Annotated in this window: 18 protein-coding genes; 5 read left to right on the top strand and 13 right to left on the bottom strand. The window is 54.6% G+C overall.

What is annotated here, in order from left to right; genetic code table 11:
* The first annotated feature begins 27 nt into the window (after positions 1 to 27).
* Positions 28 to 777, top strand: a complete 750-nt coding sequence (locus C7H10_RS00795; protein WP_244178152.1) for a 3-deoxy-D-manno-octulosonic acid kinase — start codon at positions 28 to 30, stop codon at positions 775 to 777.
* Here C7H10_RS00795 and C7H10_RS00790 read toward each other — a convergent pair.
* The 10 genes from C7H10_RS00790 to C7H10_RS00745 are packed head-to-tail and all read right to left on the bottom strand — an operon-like array spanning position 761 to position 10,489.
* Complete coding sequence (locus tag C7H10_RS00790) at positions 761 to 1,867, bottom strand: glycosyltransferase family 4 protein (protein WP_106693300.1); 1,107 nt, start codon at positions 1,865 to 1,867, stop codon at positions 761 to 763. The genes C7H10_RS00795 and C7H10_RS00790 overlap by 17 nt on opposite strands.
* On the bottom strand, positions 1,864 to 3,111 hold the full coding sequence (locus C7H10_RS00785; protein ID WP_106693299.1) for an O-antigen ligase family protein: 1,248 nt from the start codon (positions 3,109 to 3,111) through the stop codon (positions 1,864 to 1,866). The genes C7H10_RS00790 and C7H10_RS00785 overlap by 4 nt, the downstream gene beginning before the upstream one ends.
* Complete coding sequence (locus tag C7H10_RS00780; RefSeq protein WP_106693297.1) at positions 3,108 to 4,115, bottom strand: WavE lipopolysaccharide synthesis family protein; 1,008 nt, start codon at positions 4,113 to 4,115, stop codon at positions 3,108 to 3,110. The genes C7H10_RS00785 and C7H10_RS00780 overlap by 4 nt, the downstream gene beginning before the upstream one ends.
* Positions 4,112 to 4,852 carry a glycosyltransferase family 2 protein gene (locus C7H10_RS00775; protein WP_106693296.1) on the bottom strand — a complete coding sequence of 247 codons (741 nt, stop codon included), beginning with the start codon at positions 4,850 to 4,852 and terminating at the stop codon, positions 4,112 to 4,114. The genes C7H10_RS00780 and C7H10_RS00775 overlap by 4 nt, the downstream gene beginning before the upstream one ends.
* Complete coding sequence (locus C7H10_RS00770) at positions 4,849 to 6,456, bottom strand: phosphotransferase family protein (protein WP_106693295.1); 1,608 nt, start codon at positions 6,454 to 6,456, stop codon at positions 4,849 to 4,851. Before C7H10_RS00770 ends, C7H10_RS00775 begins: the two co-directional genes overlap by 4 nt.
* On the bottom strand, positions 6,456 to 6,830 hold the full coding sequence (locus C7H10_RS00765) for an HAD family hydrolase (protein WP_106693293.1): 375 nt from the start codon (positions 6,828 to 6,830) through the stop codon (positions 6,456 to 6,458). Before C7H10_RS00765 ends, C7H10_RS00770 begins: the two co-directional genes overlap by 1 nt.
* Positions 6,831 to 6,851: 21 nt before the next feature.
* Complete coding sequence (gene gmhB, locus C7H10_RS00760) at positions 6,852 to 7,418, bottom strand: D-glycero-beta-D-manno-heptose 1,7-bisphosphate 7-phosphatase (RefSeq protein WP_106693292.1); 567 nt, start codon at positions 7,416 to 7,418, stop codon at positions 6,852 to 6,854.
* Positions 7,415 to 8,458 carry a glycosyltransferase family 9 protein gene (locus C7H10_RS00755; protein WP_106693291.1) on the bottom strand — a complete coding sequence of 348 codons (1,044 nt, stop codon included), beginning with the start codon at positions 8,456 to 8,458 and terminating at the stop codon, positions 7,415 to 7,417. Before C7H10_RS00755 ends, gmhB begins: the two co-directional genes overlap by 4 nt.
* Before the next feature lies 1 nt (position 8,459).
* Positions 8,460 to 9,908: a bifunctional D-glycero-beta-D-manno-heptose-7-phosphate kinase/D-glycero-beta-D-manno-heptose 1-phosphate adenylyltransferase HldE gene (gene hldE / locus C7H10_RS00750; RefSeq protein ID WP_425269103.1), complete on the bottom strand. Its 1,449-nt coding sequence runs from the start codon at positions 9,906 to 9,908 to the stop codon at positions 8,460 to 8,462.
* Positions 9,905 to 10,489 carry a D-sedoheptulose-7-phosphate isomerase gene (locus tag C7H10_RS00745; RefSeq protein WP_106693288.1) on the bottom strand — a complete coding sequence of 195 codons (585 nt, stop codon included), beginning with the start codon at positions 10,487 to 10,489 and terminating at the stop codon, positions 9,905 to 9,907. The genes hldE and C7H10_RS00745 overlap by 4 nt, the downstream gene beginning before the upstream one ends.
* Before the next feature lie 262 nt (positions 10,490 to 10,751).
* Between C7H10_RS00745 and rfaD the strand changes: the two genes are divergently transcribed.
* The 3 genes from rfaD to C7H10_RS00730 are packed head-to-tail and all read left to right on the top strand — an operon-like array spanning position 10,752 to position 13,443.
* Positions 10,752 to 11,693: an ADP-glyceromanno-heptose 6-epimerase gene (gene rfaD, locus C7H10_RS00740; RefSeq protein WP_106693287.1), complete on the top strand. Its 942-nt coding sequence runs from the start codon at positions 10,752 to 10,754 to the stop codon at positions 11,691 to 11,693.
* Entirely contained in the window at positions 11,690 to 12,697 is a 1,008-nt protein-coding gene (gene waaF / locus C7H10_RS00735) for a lipopolysaccharide heptosyltransferase II (RefSeq protein WP_072678358.1), read from the top strand. The genes rfaD and waaF overlap by 4 nt, the downstream gene beginning before the upstream one ends.
* A complete protein-coding gene (locus C7H10_RS00730; RefSeq protein ID WP_106693285.1) occupies positions 12,694 to 13,443 on the top strand; it encodes a glycosyltransferase family 2 protein in 750 nt (249 codons plus the stop codon). The genes waaF and C7H10_RS00730 overlap by 4 nt, the downstream gene beginning before the upstream one ends.
* On the opposite strand, the gene C7H10_RS00725 is transcribed toward C7H10_RS00730, so the two are convergent.
* Positions 13,427 to 14,521, bottom strand: coding sequence for a glycosyltransferase family 4 protein (locus tag C7H10_RS00725; RefSeq protein WP_106693284.1), 1,095 nt, complete (start codon positions 14,519 to 14,521; stop codon positions 13,427 to 13,429). The genes C7H10_RS00730 and C7H10_RS00725 overlap by 17 nt on opposite strands.
* A gap of 70 nt (positions 14,522 to 14,591) precedes the next feature.
* Here C7H10_RS00725 and C7H10_RS00720 point away from each other — a divergent pair, with 70 nt between their 5' ends.
* Positions 14,592 to 15,620 (top strand): glycosyltransferase family 4 protein, encoded by a 1,029-nt coding sequence (locus C7H10_RS00720; RefSeq protein ID WP_106693282.1) that lies wholly within the window; start codon positions 14,592 to 14,594, stop codon positions 15,618 to 15,620.
* A gap of 23 nt (positions 15,621 to 15,643) precedes the next feature.
* Here C7H10_RS00720 and C7H10_RS00715 read toward each other — a convergent pair whose 3' ends face one another.
* Both C7H10_RS00715 and C7H10_RS00710 read right to left on the bottom strand, forming a co-directional pair.
* Positions 15,644 to 16,552 carry a lysophospholipid acyltransferase family protein gene (locus C7H10_RS00715; protein ID WP_106693281.1) on the bottom strand — a complete coding sequence of 303 codons (909 nt, stop codon included), beginning with the start codon at positions 16,550 to 16,552 and terminating at the stop codon, positions 15,644 to 15,646.
* The gene (locus C7H10_RS00710) at positions 16,549 to 17,967 is read right to left on the bottom strand and encodes a mannose-1-phosphate guanylyltransferase/mannose-6-phosphate isomerase (RefSeq protein WP_106693337.1); all 1,419 of its coding nucleotides are present in this window, start codon (positions 17,965 to 17,967) and stop codon (positions 16,549 to 16,551) included. The genes C7H10_RS00715 and C7H10_RS00710 overlap by 4 nt, the downstream gene beginning before the upstream one ends.
* Positions 17,968 to 17,982: the final 15 nt, after the last annotated feature.

Raw genomic sequence — 17,982 nt, 5'->3', positions numbered from 1 at the left:
GGGGCGGCTTTTTTATTAGAGTTGTTGGTGAATGGCCTTGTGAGAGGTTCGGTGGTGGGCTCAGATACGGAAGTACACATAAGTCGCGATGGCATCAACGCACTGGTGGTGCCTGAGTGGGCAGAGCAGTTCGACCCTGATTGGTTTGACCCTGATTATTGGGGTGAGCGCGCGGTACCGGTTTCTTCGGGGGGGCGTGGGAGCGCCTGGTTTATTGAGCGCAGCCCGGACCATTGGGTGCTTCGCCATTACCGTCGGGGAGGATTGGTCGGAAAGCTGATACGTGATCGGTACCTATACGCAGGCGAGGTGCGCGTGCGCGCGTTCGTTGAATTCCGACTGTTAGTCCAGCTCCGTGTTTTGGGGCTTCCTGTTCCTAAGCCCGTGGCTGTTGTGTACCAGCGCAAGGGGGTACTTTACTCCTCGGCCATTATCATCGAACGCTTGCAAGGTGTTCGCCCATTAGGGGATGTTGCTCTGTCCCTGGACGCAACCCGTTGGCGCGAAATCGGGCAAGTGATTCGTCAATTCCATGATGCGGGTGTGTATCACGCGGATTTGAACTGTTTCAACATCCTGGTCGGAGAGACTTCAACCCACCTGATAGACTTTGATAAAGGTGAGCTGCGCTCCCGAACCCCTTATCGGACTTCCTGGAAAGGTAATACGTTAGATCGGTTGAAGCGTTCCCTGAATAAGGCTTATGGCGAAGAGCTGGAGCGTGAATGGCAGTTTTTCCTTGAGGGGTACAACGCCTCCACTAACGTTTTATGGTAGAGCTCAATAGATCCGCCATAGCCTGTTTTTGGTTTACCATTGAATACTGTTGGGCAAGACTTGCCGCCGCCTGACTAGCTCGCTTTCCTGCGTCAGGGTCTGTCAGCATGTTCTGCGCGGCTTTACCCCACTCCTCCAGGTTGTAGCCACTGATTACCTCTGGCACTGAGTGATCCTGCATCAACTCAGCGACGCCGACGTTGTCACTTGCGATTGTAGGCACTCCACAGGCCAGCCCCTCCAGAACTACACGGCCATATTCTTCCAGTAAGGCGGGGAATATGTGCAAATCCAAGGCATGAAACAGTTCGTGGACGTTTGGTACCGGGTCGATAAATCGAATCCGGGACTGCAGGCCGTTTACTGATATCTGGTCGGCAAAACGAGTACTGTTGGATTTCCCCACGACAAGGAATTCAATCGGAAAGGATGTGTTTGCTGCAAGAAATCCGGCGACCTCCAGAAAGAAACGAACGTTTCGTTTGGTAAAGTCTCCGGAGGTGATCAGTCCAACAACCTTGGATGTTTCAGGGAGCTGCAGTTCTCGGCGAGCTTTACACCGGAGTGCTTCTTTGTCAGACACGTTGAACAGACAGGTGTCAACGCCCTGATAGAAAACTCGTAGTTTGTCGTTGGGCACTGAATATCGCTGCTGGAAATCATCGGCCATAAGCTTGGAGTTGGTGATGAGCGCCCGATAATCTCCTGCCGAGATGACGGAGTCATGGAATGCTGCAACATCAAGTTCAGGTGTGCCGCATGTTTCTTCATGCAATCTGACACAGTTGTGCATCACCAGGATGTCATTGCTGTGGCTGTCACCATGACTGAAAAAGAGGTCGTAGGGGTTTGCTCTCAGCCAGTGTTGTACACGCTTATCAAACCAGGTTCGGCGATAGGCCCCTTTGATTGGCCATCGCATGATGCGAACAAAATCCGCTCCACACTCATCCAGGATTTCTCGGTTATACCGTTCAGCTATGATCGTAGTTTCATAGCCCAGGGCCTTGAGGTACTTGCAGTGCTCGATAACGTTCCGAACCGCACCCGTGTGTCTTTGGATTTGCCTGATAGCGATGACGGCTCTCAATGTAGACTCTTCCTGTTAGTGTTACAGATGAACCAGGCTGCGACAGAATAATACAATCCAAAGTTCTGAAGAATTCTCCTCTGATCAAACAGAGTGATGGTAAGTCCAAAGAAGATGAACGATAGAAAAATCACAGCCAGCGTAACACGCAGAATATGGTGGTTCAGATGGCTGCCAGGGCGAGGTGTGGCCAAGTAGAACAAGGGAAGGGTCAGCATCAAAAGTAGAAGAAACAGACCGATCAGGCCGTGAGAGGCAAGCTGATACAGGTATTGATTGTGTGGCTCGGAAGAGAAATCTGACATGAGTGGTTTTAGTTGCCCTTCGGAAATCCGGGTCAGGATTTCCGTTCGGTATCCCGAGAAACCTGAGCCAATAAAAGGGGCCTCGGTGACAACGTTCAGCGCGGCATCCCACATGAGTAGGCGCATTCCCATGGAGGTATACATCTGACCTTCTGAGAACTTATCAATCTCATTCAGGGTTAACTCGTATCGTTCGGATATTGGGTCAACAAATTTGACCGAGACGATGGCAACCGAAGCGACGAGAGCGAGTGTAATGACAAAGTAACGGATTTGGTTTCGGGTAACACTGAACCAGAATCCAATGGCGAGAAGTGCCAGAAACAAAGCAACCAGGCCGCCCCGGGATCCGGACTCCATAAAGGCTATCAGTGCGCCAACACTTCCCATCGCGGCTATCACATACCAGTGACGCTTGCTCTGGGTGAGTAATCCTCCAACGCAGAGTATCAAGGTAATAAGGGCGATATTGCCAAAATGGATGGCATGAACCAGTCCGTCTAACCTGCCCTCGCCGTCGTGCACAATCCAATACGCCAGAAACACCAGACCGCTCAGCGAAAAACTCAGTAACAGATCCTTTGCCCGGAACCGCGCGTGAAACAGGAGTGCGATGACAGGAATGCTGATCAAGAGCAGGGCGTGTCGCTCCACACGGGATTTTGCGAAATCGCTGGGATCAACGAGCCAGTAAATAATGATTGACCACATAAAGAAGAGAAAAGGTGCGGCAACGAATAGCAGGGCCTTTGGTTCAAAGCAAAGTCTCCTGCGAACGTTGGCGCTGATCGCAAATGAGACGATTCCGGCGAGCCCCAAAAGATACCAAAGGGCACTGCCGTATCCATCAACGATGACGCTGAGTGCAGGGAAGGTGCCAATGACGATAAGCAGTAAATATTTGAGGGCGGATGCCAGGCCATGTTGTGCTGGGGTCATTTGATGCCGCCTGACTCACTGCTGCGTCTGTTTTTGTAGAGCTTGACGATGGTCTCCAGCTTGACAGGATGCACATGGACCAAGCGTTTCAGAAACAGGTTTGCCTTCACTGAAGCCGGTGCTTTAGGGAAATCCGGGTCGCAGTAACGGCGATAAATCTCTTGCCACTCCCAGTGTTGCCACTGGGCGCATTGCCCTTTGGTACGTGAGATTCGGGCGGTTCCGAGAAACTTCTGGCAAAGCCCCAAGCCGAGGTCGGCAGGGGAGGCTATTACCAGGTTGTTGGCGAAACACTGTTCGGATATTTCAAGGTTTTCTGGGCTGTTGTCCAGGAGACCATTGATGTAGATCGAGGAGTCAAACTTCTGGAGGGCCCGAACCCAGAAGGCTTGAGTACAATCAGTTGCGAATCCGTCGAATAATACGTTCTCTCTGTCAGTTTCGGAGTCCATGGCATCAGGAAATAGTTCCAAATCCCAAAGCGCTAACAGGTCTTCCGTCAGTCCAAAGTAGAAAAAATCGGATAGATGAAATGGTACGCGGAAGCCCTTCGCATATTGCCGTGTGAATACGTTAGCGACAACAACCCGTTCGTTCAGGAAGCAATGAGATTTACTCCGATTGGGATACTTTTGCTGAAGTTCTATGAAGGAGTTGCCGGTGAGGAAATTGTCGCTCCGAAGCTTTATCGCATAGCGGGTGCTTACCTTTTTTAATCCTTCACGAGTCGACACAATTTGGCGATTGTTATTGAAATACTGAGGATTTCCGTCCGATTTTAGAAATCTTACGTTGGGCCCTGGGTCTTCTGAAATCACCAGCTCGTCATAGTCCAATCCACTCAAGTCTTGGGATGGCCACGTGGAGAGGATAATGCGGCTTCCCGGGAGCTGCGAGCGAACCGATTCGAGACATTTTTTTGTAATCCCTGGCTCCTGGGCTCTGTCCTGGAAAGTTTGGACAGGTCCTTGCACGACAACGGTAATATCTTTGTGGTTAATCATGGTTTTGTATTTGGTCTGGAGGCCGTAAATTCCTGATACTCTGACGGCGTGCCGCAGAAGATAACATCGTCTCTGTTGATCAAATGGTAATAAACATTCTTTCCCTGATTGATGGTCAGATTGTACAGCGGCGCAATATAAAGCTCTCCCTTGGCCCACTGACTTTTGGGCAGTTGGCTGTATGATTCGAAAGCGTCGATAAAATCCTGACAGTTTGAATAGTGATACAGTCCGGTGCTGCAAAGGTCAGAAATGCGGACCTTTTCTGTTGTTCTGCACACCCGTCCATTCTCTGATGGATCGGGTTCAACAAAGGACCAATGGTCTCCTGGTCCTTGGAAGACTTCTAAATACCCGCTTCCTTTTTTACTTTCAGCTGGAAAAGTAAAGTTGGGTCGAAATGTATCAATATTGAAGATCGTCAGGGACTGATCGGTATTCATGGACTGTTTCAGCGCGAGATAAACCGTTTCAGCCTGTCCTCGAGTTTCCTCATCAAGAGTTACGATTTGGTAGCTCTTGATACCCAAGGCTTTAACCCTATCAGTGACGAAATTCAGAGTGTCGTGAACGTCGCGGATTACGAACAGAAATGTCTCAGAGCCAAAATAGTTTTTGAAACTCAGAACGGAATGGTCGAAAAGGGTCCTACCGTGGGCTTCCAGCATGTATTTAGGCTTGTCATAACCTGCCCTGAAAAATCGCGAGCTGAGGCCAGCCATTGGAATTACAATCATTGAGAGTGGCGCTCCATCAAGTCGTAAAGCCTGAAGGCATTGGCAAACAGGGCATTCTGTCGATTAGGATCATCTGCATGCAGCGGCAGCATGGACAAAAAGAGTTGTACCTGCATGGCGTAGAGTTCGGGGGGGGTAATTGAAAACTGTGATCCTAGCATTTCCAGAAAAAGCTGTTGAACGTCGTGGTGCTTCGCTGATTCTGGCAACGCGATCGATATGTTATCACCGCTCAGACTAGTGTTGTGATAGCCCGCGATTATCCAATCATACATTCCCAGAACGGAGTGACTGAGTTTGGCCAAGTCATAGCGAATGTCTCCATAAGCACTGATAGTCCCGTCATGCGTCATTCCTCTTGGGTCAATAACTTTGATTCTATTGGTTCTGAACTCGTAAAGGATGTTGCTGAAGCAAAAGTCGCCGTGGATTAGAGTAGCGCGAGCGTCGTCCTTTGGAAGAATTGCCGCGCTTCCTCGAACGAGATCATTGACTGATAGTCGCAGCCCTTGCCCGCTCGAGCTCTGGGGGCGGAATGTAAACTGACTGTCGGCAGACAAGCCGCGCTCCTCACAAAAGGTTTTCAGCCTGTTTTCCGTTTTGACTGTAAATAGATGCCTCAAATCGGATGAGGGGGCATTCTTTTGGGGTTTTGGATGTGATGCGCAGTTAGCGAGGAAGTTCAGGCATTCTTTGAAGATTTTTTTCCACAAAAGTGCAGGGACATCCGCAAAGACGAAGAGCTCGTTGAGTGCGGTGTGGTGTAGGTATTCGAGCCGGTAGGCCCCGCTTTCTCTGTTTTCCGGTCGGCCAAGATACTGGGGCGTGAAGCGGCGAACCATTGGGGGGAGGCTCTCAAACCAGTTTGCCTCTGCTTCAATCTTGTCACCATGATTGCCAGATTTTTCGATCCAGTCAGGTGTTATCTTGAGGTGGTTAAAGACCCTCTGGGTCGTGTGTGCCGATTTAGATCGGTAATAAGTATTTGCGTGCCCGAAATCCAGCCAGTTAGGTACTTTGCTGGTGCTGAGGCCAACAGCTTTTCGATATCGGCCCAACCCCTCAAGAAAATGCCAGTTGGACTGCGTAATACATCTGATCAATTGTCGCGGGCTGCTAAACCTGAAATATCCGGTGACAACCTCGTGTTCTTGCTGTGCAAGGGTGTTTTGGCTGCTGGTGAGCCAGTTGTCATCATTTTCCGTTACGATTGCCCAGTCGTAGTTGTCTTCAACATTGGCCACTGCAACCAGATCATCCCCGTGAGGCAGTGGATCAACCAGCGTGTCACCGAAGAGCACATGCAGAGGTGTCTCAAGCCCTTGTTCGATCAGGTTCAGCGCTGCAACCAAAGAAGCCCCAAGGCTGAGTCCGTCGGGGAGCGGGATAACAGTGATCTCATTTTGGTCAAGCCATGCCTGATCAAAGTATGAAATCTTGAACGATTCAGGAACGGTAAGAAACACCGACGTGTTGTCTGGTGCGAGGCGCACCTGATGTTGGAAAAGCCGACGGTTGCCCAGAGGCAGGAAGCTGGGAGGCAGTGCTCCGAATTCTGATCGAAGCTCTTGGGTTATATAGGCCGCAGACATTATCAGGAACATCAGTGCTTTTCCTGTTCGATTAGCGCCTCGATTTCTTCCGGAGTCAGCTGGGTAAATTCGGACGGACGTATAGCGCGGTCGTCAATGTAGAAGCCCTCAAAGCCGCACCAAGGTTTGCCTACGTGAATTTCGTCATAAGGCACATCGTGGCGATCCAGCCATTCCGTCACGATCGGTAGCGTGTGTATGTTTATCTTCCCGACGTTACCTTCGAACGTTCTCATATTTCGAGCTGTCTGAATAATTACCTCGTAACCGAGTTCTTTATAAAAACGAAGCCGGTCGATTACGTCCAGGTTTGGTGAAACGTTGCGGTAATCGGATGTATCACCCTTCGTGATGGTCCCGTCGAGATCGACAATCAATTTTTTCATTACAATAGCCTCGAAACTGGTTCACGATTCTTCGGGGCAATTACAGACGCCTTCAGGAGGTGTGAGTAGTTGCTTGAGGTTGTTTATGCGGCAGAAACGGTTGCCCTCGCTCAACTTTTCCACTTCGTCGTTGAGGAGAATGCCAGTGCCTAAGTCTGCGGATTCTGCAGCGGTCATGTCAGAGACTTTGTCACCAACCATCAGGCAAAGTTTTGGTTCCAGCTCAAACTCCTCAATCCCCCTCAATATCATCCCCGGCTTAGGCTTCCTGCAATCGCAATCCCGCTCATCTGCAGGCCCAAAGTCCGGATGGTGGGGGCAATGATAGACCTTGGTGATGGTCACACCCTGTTCCTTGAATCGTTCTACCATCCAGTCTGTTAGCTCCTGGAATTGAGCTTCTGAGTACATGCCGCGGGCAATGCCGGACTGGTTAGTGACGACAATCAGCAGATAACCCTGTTCCTGAAAGTGCCGGCAGGCCTCGAAGATACCATCTACAAACTCGAAATCTTCTTTGCGATACACATAGCCGTGATCCACGTTGATCACGCCATCCCGGTCCAGAAATACGGCTTTGTTGGTCATAGGTTCTGTTCCTGAATACAGCGGTTCAACATGCTGATAACGTGTTCCGTCGTGATGTTCTTCATCAATTCTTCGCCCTTGAGCCTCTGGCCCCAGCGGCTTTGTTCCGGCGTTTCCCCGCGCGTCTGTTTCAGGGCGGGGGTATAGGCGTCTACCACGTAGTTTTGCCAAAGGTAGGGACCGGTACGTTTCGGGTTACTGTGAGCGTAGAGGCCAATAACGGGTATGCCGGCGGCAACGGCCATGTGGGCCGGGCCGGTGTCTGGGGCCAGCACAAGGCTGGCTTCGCCAATCAGGGCGAACAGTTGCTTAAGGTTCGATTGCCCAACGAGGTTATGCAGTGAGTGCCTGGCGTGCGCCTGAATGCTGGCGGCCAATTCCTTTTCATGATCGGCCGGGCCGCCACACAGATACACGGAAAAACCCTGACTGGCGGCGTAGTCAGCCACGGCCGCGTATCGGTCGGGCAGCCAGTTCCGCTCGGCGTTGGAGGCGGCGGGGGCGATGATCAGGTGTCGGCTGGTACCGGGGTCGAGCTGGGCCTTGGCCCAGTCCCGGTCTTCCGCATTAACCGGAATGTTCCAGTCGGGTGCTTCGAGGGGGGTGCCCAGCGATTTCTGGAACTGTCGGAAATTGTCCAGCACGTGGACCTTGTCCGTTGGCTCGATCCGCTCGTTGATAAACAGGCTGTGCAGCTCTTTGCTCTTGGCTTTGTCGTAGCCGATTCGTCGCTTGGCGGAAATGCACAAGCTGGCAAGATTCGCTCTCAGGGCGACTTGCATCAGTAGCAGTGCATCAAATTGTTTGCCCTGGAGCTGGCGCCGAAGGTTGCGGTATGCGGCCAGGCCCTGTTTCTTATCAAACACAACAAAGTTGACGCCGTCCATGCCCGCCATCAGTGCAGCTTCGGCCTTGCCGATTACCCAGGTGATCTCAGCTTCCGGGTAATGTTGCCGGATGGCGTGCACCACTGCAGCGGCGTTGCAGGTGTCGCCGATGGCCGACAGGCGCAGCAGGCAGATGGAGCGTGGCGCAGACAAGTCAGCCTCGAACTTTCTTGATCAGCCCGGTGGTGGAACGGCCTTCAACCGTGGGCAGGATGGCAACCTCGCCGCCGTTTTCCTGAACAAAGTCCGCGCCCACGATGGTGTCGATTGAGTAGTCGCCGCCTTTGGCGAGCACCTGCGGATTCACCCGTTGGATGAGTTGCTCCGGGGTGTCGTTCTCCTCAGTGTTGTCACCGAAGGGAATGACCCAGTCCACGCAGGCCAGGGCGGATAGCACTTCCATCCGGTCTTCCAGCGAGTTTACCGGGCGTTCTTCGCCCTTCAGGCGGCGCACGGAGGCATCGGAGTTCAGCCCGACAACCAGTCTGTCACCGAGCGCCCGGGCCTGGGCCAGGTAGCGCACATGGCCGGCGTGCAGGATGTCGAAGCAACCGTTGGTAAAGACAATCCGTTCGCCCTGTTGTCGGGCGTAATCAATGTGCAGCAGGCTCTGCTCGACACTGGGGTGGTAGCCGCTGGTCTTGGCCGACCACTGGTGGCTGGCGCGGGCAGCCAGTTCCTCCGGGGAAACGGTTGCGGCGCCTAGTTTGGCGACCACAATGCCAGCCGCAAGGTTGGACAGCCAGGCGGCGTCTTTCAGATCAAACCCGGCGCTCAGCAAGGTACCCAGTGTAGCAATCACAGTGTCACCGGCGCCGGTGACATCGCTTACTTCCAGGACTTCCGCCGGGAAATGGTGGTGCTCCGTCGGGGTGATCAGACTCATGCCTTGCTCGCTACGGGTCAGCAGCATGGTATCGATGCCCGCGTCGGCCAGCATGGCGCGGGCCGAGCGCAGCATGGCGTCATCTGAGGAGGCATCTCCGCCGGCGGCCTTGAACTCACTCAGATTTGGGGTAATGACGGTTGCGCCACGATACAGGGAGAAGTCTTTGCTTTTCGGGTCCACCAGCACTTGTTTGCCGGCCTTTCGCGCAGCCTGGATCAAGTCGCCAACACAGGCGAGGGTGCCTTTGGCGTAGTCGCTGATGATGACGGTATTGTATTGCTCAACCAGTTCGCCGTAACGCTGCTTGACGCTTTCGGCCTGGGCGACGGGGAAGGTGTCTTCCATGTCTAGCCGAACCATCTGTTGATGGCGGGAGATAATGCGAGTTTTGGATATCGTGCGTGCGTCGTCCAGTTCCAGGAGCTCGGAATGGACCTTTTCCTTGACCAGAAGATCTTTCAGCAAACGACCGTCTGTGTCGTTGCCGATGATGCCTAGAATGGCGGCCTGGCCATCAAGGTGGGCAATGTTTCTGGCAACGTTGGCGGCACCGCCGGCCCGGTCTTCTGTGTGTGCGACGCGTACCACCGGCACCGGTGCTTCCGGTGAAATGCGGTTGGTGTCACCAATGAAATAGCGGTCGAGCATGACATCGCCAATCACCAGCACAGAGGCGTTCTGAAGCTGGTCCAGCCGGGCCAGATCAAGCATCAGTCAAGGCCTCCGGACAGCACCACCTCATCCATCGCTTCACACAGCCAGTGGCCGATGAACATATGGGCCTCCTGGATGCGGGCGGTTTCGTCACTGTTGATGATGATGGACAGCCTGGCGATGTCTTTTACCTTGCCGCCATCCCGGCCGGTCAGAGCAACGGTTGCGGCGCCCATGTCGTTGGCAGCTTTCAGGGCCCGGTTGATGTTCTCACTATGGCCGGAGGTGGTCAGGCCGATCACCAGATCTTCAGGCTTTCCCAGGCCCAGAACTTGTCGCTCAAATACGGTCTCGAATTCGTAGTCGTTCGGGTGTGCTGTCAGAATGGACGTGTCTGTGGTCAGGGCGATGGAGGCCAGGGGGCCGCGCTCTTTTTTATAGCGGACCATGAACTCGGCCGCCAAATGCTGCGAATCTGCAGCACTGCCGCCGTTGCCCAAGAAAATGATCTTGCCGCCCCGTTTCAGGCTTTGGCGCGTCAGCTCCAACAGTTGCTCGACGGCTTCCTGGTGTTCTTCCATCACTGCAAAGGTTTTGCGGTGCCGTTCCAGGGTGGCGAGGTAACTGCTTTGCTGGGACATGTGAGCCTCCGGTATGAACAATCCCAAAGTCGACCCGGTGCGGCAGCACCAGTTCCAAACGCGAAGTGTACCATGGCCGCAACAGGCGTCCCATATGCTTTTTCACAGACTAACCGCCCGTTAATCCAGTGTTCATCATGGTTCTGGCCGATGGAGACTCGGGCTCTGGTTGTTTTAGGCAGGTACAAAAGAGGTTAGTATTACGGCTGAACACAGCGGCCATCTTCTGGCCTGTCCGCACAGAAATTTCAGGAGCCTTACCATGATTGTCGTCACTGGCGGTGCCGGTTTCATTGGAGCCAACATTATTCACGCCCTTAACTCGCGTGGCGAAACCGATATTTTGGTGGTGGACGATCTGACCGACGGTACCCGTTTCCGGAACCTGGCGGAGCTGGATGTCACGGATTACATGGACAAAGGCGAGTTCCTGGAGCGGGTCAAAGCGAATGACCTGCCGGTGGGTATAAGGGCCATCTTCCACGAGGGGGCCTGTTCAGACACCACCGAGTGGGATGGCAAGTTCATGATGGAGAACAACTACACCTACTCCAAGGTGTTGTTGCACTGGTGCCTTGATCGCAAGGTGCCGTTCCTCTATGCGTCCAGTGCCGCCGTCTACGGAGCCAGTGATGAATTTCGCGAAGAGCGCGAGTGCGAACGACCGCTTAACGTTTACGGTTATTCCAAGTGGCAGTTTGACCAGTACGTGCGCAAGATCCTGCCTTCTGCCCGCAGCCAGGTTGTAGGCTTCCGTTACTTCAACGTGTACGGCCCCAGAGAACAGCATAAGGGCAAGATGGCTTCCGTTGCCTATCACCTGCACGAGCAGATCAAGGCCGGCCAGAACCCCAAGCTGTTCGAGGGGTGGGATGGCTACTCTGATGGTGGTCAACAGCGGGATTTCGTTTACGTGGATGATGTCTGCAAGGTCAACCTCTGGTTCTACGACAACCCCGAACAGTCTGGCATTTTCAACCTGGGTACAGGGCGCGCCCAGTCGTTTCTGGATGTGGCAGAGGCTGTTATCCGCTACCACGGCAAGGGCCGTGTTGAGTTCATTCCCTTCCCGGATGAGCTGAAAGGGCGCTATCAGAGCTTTACCCAGGCCGATATTACCGCTTTGCGTGATGTTGGCTACACCGCTGAGTTTGCTGATGTGGCCAGTGGTGTTAAGAGCTATCTGGCCTGGCTGGACCGATGAAATACCTGGTGGTAGGGCCGTCCTGGGTGGGCGATATGGTCATGGCCCAGGCGCTGTTCATGTCCCTCAAGCAGCAGGACCTGCAAGCAGAAATCGATGTGCTGGCTCCCGGGTGGTCGCTCCCGATCATCGCCCGTATGCCTGAGGTCAATACAGGCATTGCGGCACCCTGGAAAAGTGGCGAGCTGGCCCTGAAGGCTCAGTGGCGACTGGCCAGAACGCTGAAAGGGTATGATAAAGCCATTGTCCTGCCACGTTCGTTCAAGTCCTCTTTGATCCCTTTCTTTGCAGGCATTCCCGAGCGAGTGGGTTTCAGTGGGGAAGGGCGCTCGATTCTACTGACCGATGCCCGGCGCAGACACCCGACTCGAGACGGCTCTACCATTACCGACAAAACCGTTTGGCGCTACATGGGGCTTGGGGCCAGCAAGGCGGATTACGAAACCTATCGGTTTGATGTGCCACAACCGTCACTGACGATTAACAAGACTAACCTGAACGACGTGATGGGCAAACTGGGCCTGGACCCGGAACGCCCCGCCATTGCCATCTGCCCCGGTGCGGAGTTTGGCCCGGCAAAGCAGTGGCCTCTTGAAAACCACCGGGCGCTCGCTGAAAAACTGGTGCAGCAGGGCTTTCAGGTCTGGGTTATGGGCGGTCCGAAAGATGTGGAGCCGGGTGAGCAGATTGCCAATGGTCAGGAGGGCGTGTTCAATCTTTGTGGCAAAACCCGCCTGGAAGATACCGTGGACCTGTTCAGTCATTGCCGCAAAGTGGTCAGTCACGATTCCGGCTTGATGCACGTGGCGGCTGCCTCCGGTGCTGATGTGGTTGCCATCTACGGTTCCACCAGCCCGGATTTCACGCCTCCGCTGACGGATAAGGCGACGATTGTCCGGCATCCGGTGGAGTGTAGTCCCTGCTTTGAGCGCACCTGCCGTTTTGGCCATTACAACTGCTTGACCGGTATTTCCGTGCAGCGGGTTCTGGAGGCGTGCCAGTGAAACTCAGCGCGGTACTGATTACCAAAAACGCAGGGCCTGAGTTTGCCAAATGCCTGGAGAGTCTGGCTTTTGCCGATGAGATTGTAGTGCTGGACTCTGGTTCGACGGACGATACGCTGGCCGTCGCCGAGCAATTCGGGGCGCGCATTTTCCAATCGGACGACTGGCCAGGCTTTGGTCCGCAGCGTCAGAGGGCCCAAAGCCACGCGCAGGGCGAGTGGTTGTTCTGGATCGATACCGACGAAGTGGTCACCCCGGAACTGGCCTCCTCCATTCAGCGCGCCATCGAACAGGCTCCGGCGAAGAAGGTGTTTCAGGTAATGCGGTTGTCGTGGTTTTTTGGCCGTTTCATCCGGCACTCTGGCTGGTATCCCGACAAAGTGGTCCGGTTGTACCGCCGTGAAGAATTCGGTTATGACGATGCGCTGGTGCATGAAAAGGTACACTGCCCAGGCGCCAGCGTGGAGACATTGGGCGGGGATCTACTGCACTATACCGCGACCAATTTCCCTGATTACATGGCGAAATCCGTCCGTTATGCAGAGGATTGGGCCGAGGGGCGGGCCCGCCGTGGCAAGAAAGCCTCACTGTTTTCCGCCTGCACCCACAGTTTAGGCGCATTTGTCCGGAAGTATCTGCTTCAAAGGGGTTTTCTGGACGGCCGGCATGGGTTTTTGCTGGCCGTCACCACCGCCATTTATGCCTTCAACAAATACGCAGCACTCTGGATTAAAACTCGCCGTTGACGGTTTCGCTCAGCACCTTCAAAAGGGCTTCAGACGAATGCTGTACGTGAAAGTGCGAGGCGATTCTATCTCGAGCGCTTTGGCCCATATTTGCGCATAGTTCTGGGGATTCATGCAGCCGCTGAATGCCTGCAGCAATTTCTTCAGCGCTACCGGGCGTTACGCGTATGCCGGAAACGCCATCTTCAATGAGCTCCGCACTTCCTCCGGTATCGCTGACGATTGGTGCAACGCCATAGGCCATAGCTTCAATCACCGTTTTTGGAAGCCCCTCGCGTTTGGTCGAAGCCAGCACGGATACCTGGCAGGACGCAATGATGGCTGGCGCGTCTTTTCTGTATCCAGTCAGGTGAATTCTGTCGGCCATCGGGCTGGCCTGGATTAGAGCCTGAACCGCTGGATTGTCCATTCCCCGGCCCACGAGCAATAGGTGGATGTTGCTGTCCGCGGGTAAAAGGTGTGTGGCTTTCAGCAGAATTGGCAGTCCTTTTCTGGGGCGGATATTTGCCACCGACCCAACCACAAAGGCGCCATCCGGTACGCCGAATTGTTTGAGGTCTACCGGAGTATCCTGGTACCAGTCGAGATCGTGGCCTTTATAGACCGTACAAACTTTGTCTTTGTTGCCCCAGACGTGCTTTTGTAGGTCATCGCGGGTTGCTTTGGAAACGCAGATAATTCGATCCACCCGTGGGCTTAAGTGGGTCAGGTAGCCACTTGGGTCCCAGCGGCTGATATTGCCGGTTTGGCCTCGATAGGTCATAACTTTGACTGGCAGGCCGATTGCCGCAAGGTTGGTGTTAGCGATGGCTTTGTTGTTAAAGCAGTACACGGCGTCAAACTTGCCTTCGATCAGGAGGTGACGAATTCGACGAATGGCTTCAGGCTCTATTTTCTTTCGGGGATGGAAACCGTGTACCTTGATGCCGTTTTCTTCAAATCGGGAGCGGTACTCCGCATCCGGTTGTGTCATCAGCTCAACTTCGACACCCAATTTTGCCAGCCCGATCAGCATTTCGGCTTCTGGCCGAACAGAGTTCCAGGTATCTACATAGGAGCTGATTACAAGTAGCTTCACAGTGTTATGTCCTTTTCATGGTCGATCTCTTACACTGCCGCCATTAAAACATCGACGGGGCCGAGTTGGTATGCACATTTGCCACGTAAATCTGGCCGGAGGTTTTTCCGGTGGTGAGCGACAGACCGTAAACCTGATTCGGGAGCTGGCGAAGCGTGGCATTCAGCAATCGCTGGTGGCCCGGCCGGGGAGTCGTCTATGGGCTGAGCTGGAAAGCATCCAATCGCTCGGTAGGCGAGAGACTGCACATTTTCTGCTGGGCCACGGCAAGGGGGATTGGGACCTCGTTCATTGCCACGACGGTAAATCAGTCTACTGGGCCTGGATCGAGTCCCGCCTGCGTAGAACGCCTTACGTCGTCACACGGCGAGTCGATAATCCCATCGGAACCGGGCGCCTGACGTCTGCGGCCTATGGCGGAGCCGCGACCGTCGTCTGCCTGAGTTCGGCCATTGAATCAGTTGTACAACAGCGACTGGGCCGCGTGGACACTGTCATCATTCCCTCGAGTTTCTCAGGCTTTCCCGCCGCACCAGACGCCGTCGAAGCTATCCGGCAGCAGTATCCCGCCAAACGCCTGGTTGGCCAAGTGGGGCGCCTCCTGAAGCACAAGGGTTATCACATCACGATTGAGGCAGCGCGTTTGCTGGGCAGCCTCAGGCCAGACGTGCAGTTCATTTTCCTGGGAGAAGGGCCAGATGAACAGTGGCTCAAGTCCCAGGCACAGGGTTTGCCCAACGTCAGTTTTCTGGGGCATAAAGATAACGTCGGGGATTGGTTGGCAGCTCTGGATGTCTTCGCGTTCCCCTCACTCTCCGAGGGGCTTGGCTCAACGATTCTTGAGGCCATGCAACATCATGTGCCGGTGGTTGGGGCCAAAGCCGGAGGCATTCCTGATCTGATCTCCGATAAAGCGAATGGTCTTCTGGTATCTCCGGGTGACCCGGAGGCTTTGGCTTCGGCGATTCAGTTTATCCTCGATAACCCAGAGCAGGCCGCCGCTTTCGCAGACGCTGCCCAGGCTGGATTAACAGCGTTCAGCCCTGCATCGGTAGCGGAGCGTTACCTGGGACTCTACTCCGCAACCTTGCAATCCTAAGGGAGTTCCTGGCAGCCGGGCGGTTAGTCGCAAATCTGCCCGGGCTTATAAGGATTCGGGTTCCCCGGCGGCCGGTGCCGCATACGTTTGTACTCCCACTGGTACTGTTCAGGGGCCATTCGCACCACCTTTTCCACGGATTGATTCAAGGCGGTGGCGCCGGCCACTGTATCATCGGCACCAATGCCAGGTTCCGCCGGAGTGACCAGAATCTTGAAGCCTTCGCCGTTGGGCAGGCGCTCGGCGTAGGTCACCAGAACATTGGCCCCGGTTTTCTGTACCAACTTGCCGACCAGGGTCATGGTCATCACGTCCATGCCAAAAAAGGGCGCGTAGGCGTTGGTTTTGCCCCGGGGAGATTGGTCGGGAAGAATGCCGGCTACGCCGCCTTCCTTCAAAATACCCATCAGGCGCATCAGGCCTTTACGGTCGCCGCGCACCAGTTCGGAGCCCAGGCGCCCCCTCACCCGAATCATGTAATCTTCGAATTCCTTGATGTGCGGAGGGCTGTATAGTGCGGCCATTTTATACCGGGAGGAGAAAAACAGGCCGGCCAGCTCCCAGTTGCCAAGGTGGGGCGCTAGCAAGATCAATCCTTTGCCGGTCGCCAGGGCCTCATCAACCAGCTCCAGGCCTTCCGTTTCCTTGATCAACCCGAGGCACTTATCGACGGGCCACTCCCACATCAGCGGGATCTCCAGGGCCGTCATGCCGGTATGGGCCAGCGAATCTCTGGAAAGGTCCCTGCGCTGCTCTTCGGTGAGTTCCGGCAGGCAGATGTCCAGATTGATGTCGGTGATCTTCTTTGGCCTGCCGCCCAGTTTCCAGGCCAGGAGCCCCAGCCATTTGCCGATGAACTGTGCGGCTCCCAGGGGTAAATAGCTAACCATCCGCAACAGGCCGGCAATCAGGTAATACTTGAATTTGCTCATGATCTGCCGTACCGGTCCTCGAATCGTACAATATCGTCTTCGCCCAGATAGGATCCGGACTGCACTTCAATCAGTTCCAGATCAATAACGCCGGGGTTTTCAAGGCAATGGATCTGGCCGACCGGTATGTAAGTGGACTGGTTTTCGGTCACCAGGTACGACTCCTCGCCATTGGTTACCTTTGCGGTGCCGCTGACGACAATCCAGTGTTCTGCCCGGTGGTGGTGCATCTGGACAGACAGCTTGGCGCCGGGCTTCACGGTGATGCGTTTCACCTGGTAGCGGTGGCCATTATCGATGGAATCATATACACCCCAGGGCCGGTAGACTTCCCGGTGATTCATGTGCTCGTGTCGACCATCATTCTTGATGCGTTCAACCACCTTTTTGACATCCTGGACCTGATCTTTATGGGCGACCAGCAAGGCGTCTTTGGTTTCAATGATCACCAGATCTTTCACGCCAACCGTGGCCACAAGGCGGCTGTCTGCCCGGACCAGAGTGCTCCCTGTGTTATGGGCAATGACATCACCGCTGAATGCGTTTCCGCAGCTGTCTTTCTCGGAAACTTCCCACAAGGCGGACCAGGAGCCGATATCGCTCCAGCCGGCATCGAGCGCTACCACGGCGGCGTTATCGGTCTTTTCCATCACGGCGTAATCGATGGAATCTTCCGGGCACTCGGCGAATACGCTTTCATTCACGCGAGTGAAGTGCAGGTCCTCGCTGGCGTCGTCCAGCGCTGCCTGGCAGATGGCGAGAATGTCCGGGCGGTGTTTCTGCAGTTCCTGAAGGTAGGTGCGGGCGCCGAACAGGAACATGCCACTGTTCCAGAGGTAATCACCGGATGCGAGGTATTCTTCCGCGGTAGTCTGGTCGGGCTTCTCTACAAACCGGCTGACACTGAAACTGTCGGCGGCCAATTTCGGGCCTTGCTGGATGTAGCCGTAACCGGTTTCCGCATGGCCGGGTACTATGCCGAAGGTCACCAGCTTATCCTCCTGAGCCAGAGGAATGGCCTTCTGGATGCCGCTCTGGAACGCAGCGATGTCTTTGATCAAGTGGTCTGCGGCCAGAACCAGCATCAGCGGGTTCTGATTTTCATCGATGTTCTTGACCAGTTGCAGGGCTGCCAGAGCGATGGCCGGTGCCGTGTTGCGCCCACAGGGCTCCAGAATAATTCGGGCATCTTTGTAGCCCGCCTGGCGCATTTGCTCAGCCGCCAGAAAACGGTGGTCTTCATTGCAGATCAGGAGTGGATCGGCGGATTCCATCCCATCCAGCCGGGCCACGGTCAGCTGCAGCATGGATAGATGTTGGTCCGTCAGTTTCAGGAACTGCTTGGGGTTCAGTTGCCTGGATAACGGCCAAAGGCGAGAGCCGGTGCCTCCGGCCATAATGACGGGGTGAATCATGTGTTTGCTCCACGC

Source organism: Marinobacter shengliensis, assembly GCF_003007715.1.
In the GTDB taxonomy this organism is placed as follows: Bacteria; Pseudomonadota; Gammaproteobacteria; order Pseudomonadales; family Oleiphilaceae; genus Marinobacter; species Marinobacter shengliensis.
Note: the sequence above shows the minus strand (reverse complement) of the source record. Positions and strands in the feature narration are given on the sequence as shown.

What these genes read in the sequence shown, in the direction of transcription:
- C7H10_RS00710 (WP_106693337.1), bottom strand. Translation starts at nt 17,967, where the DNA reads ATGATTCACCCCGTCATTATGGCCGGAGGCACCGGCTCTCGCCTTTGG.
- C7H10_RS00770 (WP_106693295.1), bottom strand. Translation starts at nt 6,456, where the DNA reads ATGTTCCTGATAATGTCTGCGGCCTATATAACCCAAGAGCTTCGATCA.
- rfaD (WP_106693287.1), top strand. Translation starts at nt 10,752, where the DNA reads ATGATTGTCGTCACTGGCGGTGCCGGTTTCATTGGAGCCAACATTATT.
- C7H10_RS00765 (WP_106693293.1), bottom strand. Translation starts at nt 6,830, where the DNA reads ATGAAAAAATTGATTGTCGATCTCGACGGGACCATCACGAAGGGTGAT.
- C7H10_RS00780 (WP_106693297.1), bottom strand. Translation starts at nt 4,115, where the DNA reads ATGATTAACCACAAAGATATTACCGTTGTCGTGCAAGGACCTGTCCAA.
- C7H10_RS00745 (WP_106693288.1), bottom strand. Translation starts at nt 10,489, where the DNA reads ATGTCCCAGCAAAGCAGTTACCTCGCCACCCTGGAACGGCACCGCAAA.
- C7H10_RS00720 (WP_106693282.1), top strand. Translation starts at nt 14,592, where the DNA reads ATGCACATTTGCCACGTAAATCTGGCCGGAGGTTTTTCCGGTGGTGAG.
- gmhB (WP_106693292.1), bottom strand. Translation starts at nt 7,418, where the DNA reads ATGACCAACAAAGCCGTATTTCTGGACCGGGATGGCGTGATCAACGTG.
- waaF (WP_072678358.1), top strand. Translation starts at nt 11,690, where the DNA reads ATGAAATACCTGGTGGTAGGGCCGTCCTGGGTGGGCGATATGGTCATG.
- C7H10_RS00775 (WP_106693296.1), bottom strand. Translation starts at nt 4,852, where the DNA reads ATGATTGTAATTCCAATGGCTGGCCTCAGCTCGCGATTTTTCAGGGCA.
- C7H10_RS00715 (WP_106693281.1), bottom strand. Translation starts at nt 16,552, where the DNA reads ATGAGCAAATTCAAGTATTACCTGATTGCCGGCCTGTTGCGGATGGTT.
- C7H10_RS00785 (WP_106693299.1), bottom strand. Translation starts at nt 3,111, where the DNA reads ATGACCCCAGCACAACATGGCCTGGCATCCGCCCTCAAATATTTACTG.